Raw genomic sequence first — 346 nt, 5'->3', positions numbered from 1 at the left:
GCACCCGCGTCAGCCGCTCCGGCATGAACACGTCCTGCACCCGCGAGATCGGCAAGCCGAACAGCTGGCCGCCGATCACGGCGGTGACGTATTCGGCCATCGCGCCTTCACTGGTCTCGGTCTTGCTGGTCATCACTTCGTTTCCTTGCATCCGGTCATGCCGCGCGGCGCAGTTCGGCGGTCTGCTCTTTCAGCGCCGCGATCAGCCCGGGACGATCAAACTTGGCGACATAGTCGTGGAAGCCGGCCTGCCGGCCGCGCTCGATCGCCGCCGGCGACACCATCGCCGACAGCGCGATGATCGGCAGCCCGACCAGATTGTGGTCCGAGCGGATGTTCTCGGCGA

General features: G+C 66.5%; 1 protein-coding gene and 1 pseudogene. Both read right to left on the bottom strand.

The annotated features are described in order from the left end of the window. Positions 1–133: pseudogene (locus FNJ47_RS55610) on the bottom strand (chemotaxis protein CheW); the annotation flags it as partial. A 22-nt stretch (positions 134–155) separates the two neighbouring features. Then, positions 156–346 (bottom strand): hybrid sensor histidine kinase/response regulator (locus FNJ47_RS55605; protein ID WP_163163575.1); only part of this gene is annotated, 191 nt, incomplete at its 5' end.

The organism is Bradyrhizobium uaiense (assembly GCF_010811875.1).
GTDB lineage: Bacteria > Pseudomonadota > Alphaproteobacteria > Rhizobiales > Xanthobacteraceae > Bradyrhizobium > Bradyrhizobium uaiense.
Note: the sequence above shows the minus strand (reverse complement) of the source record. Positions and strands in the feature narration are given on the sequence as shown.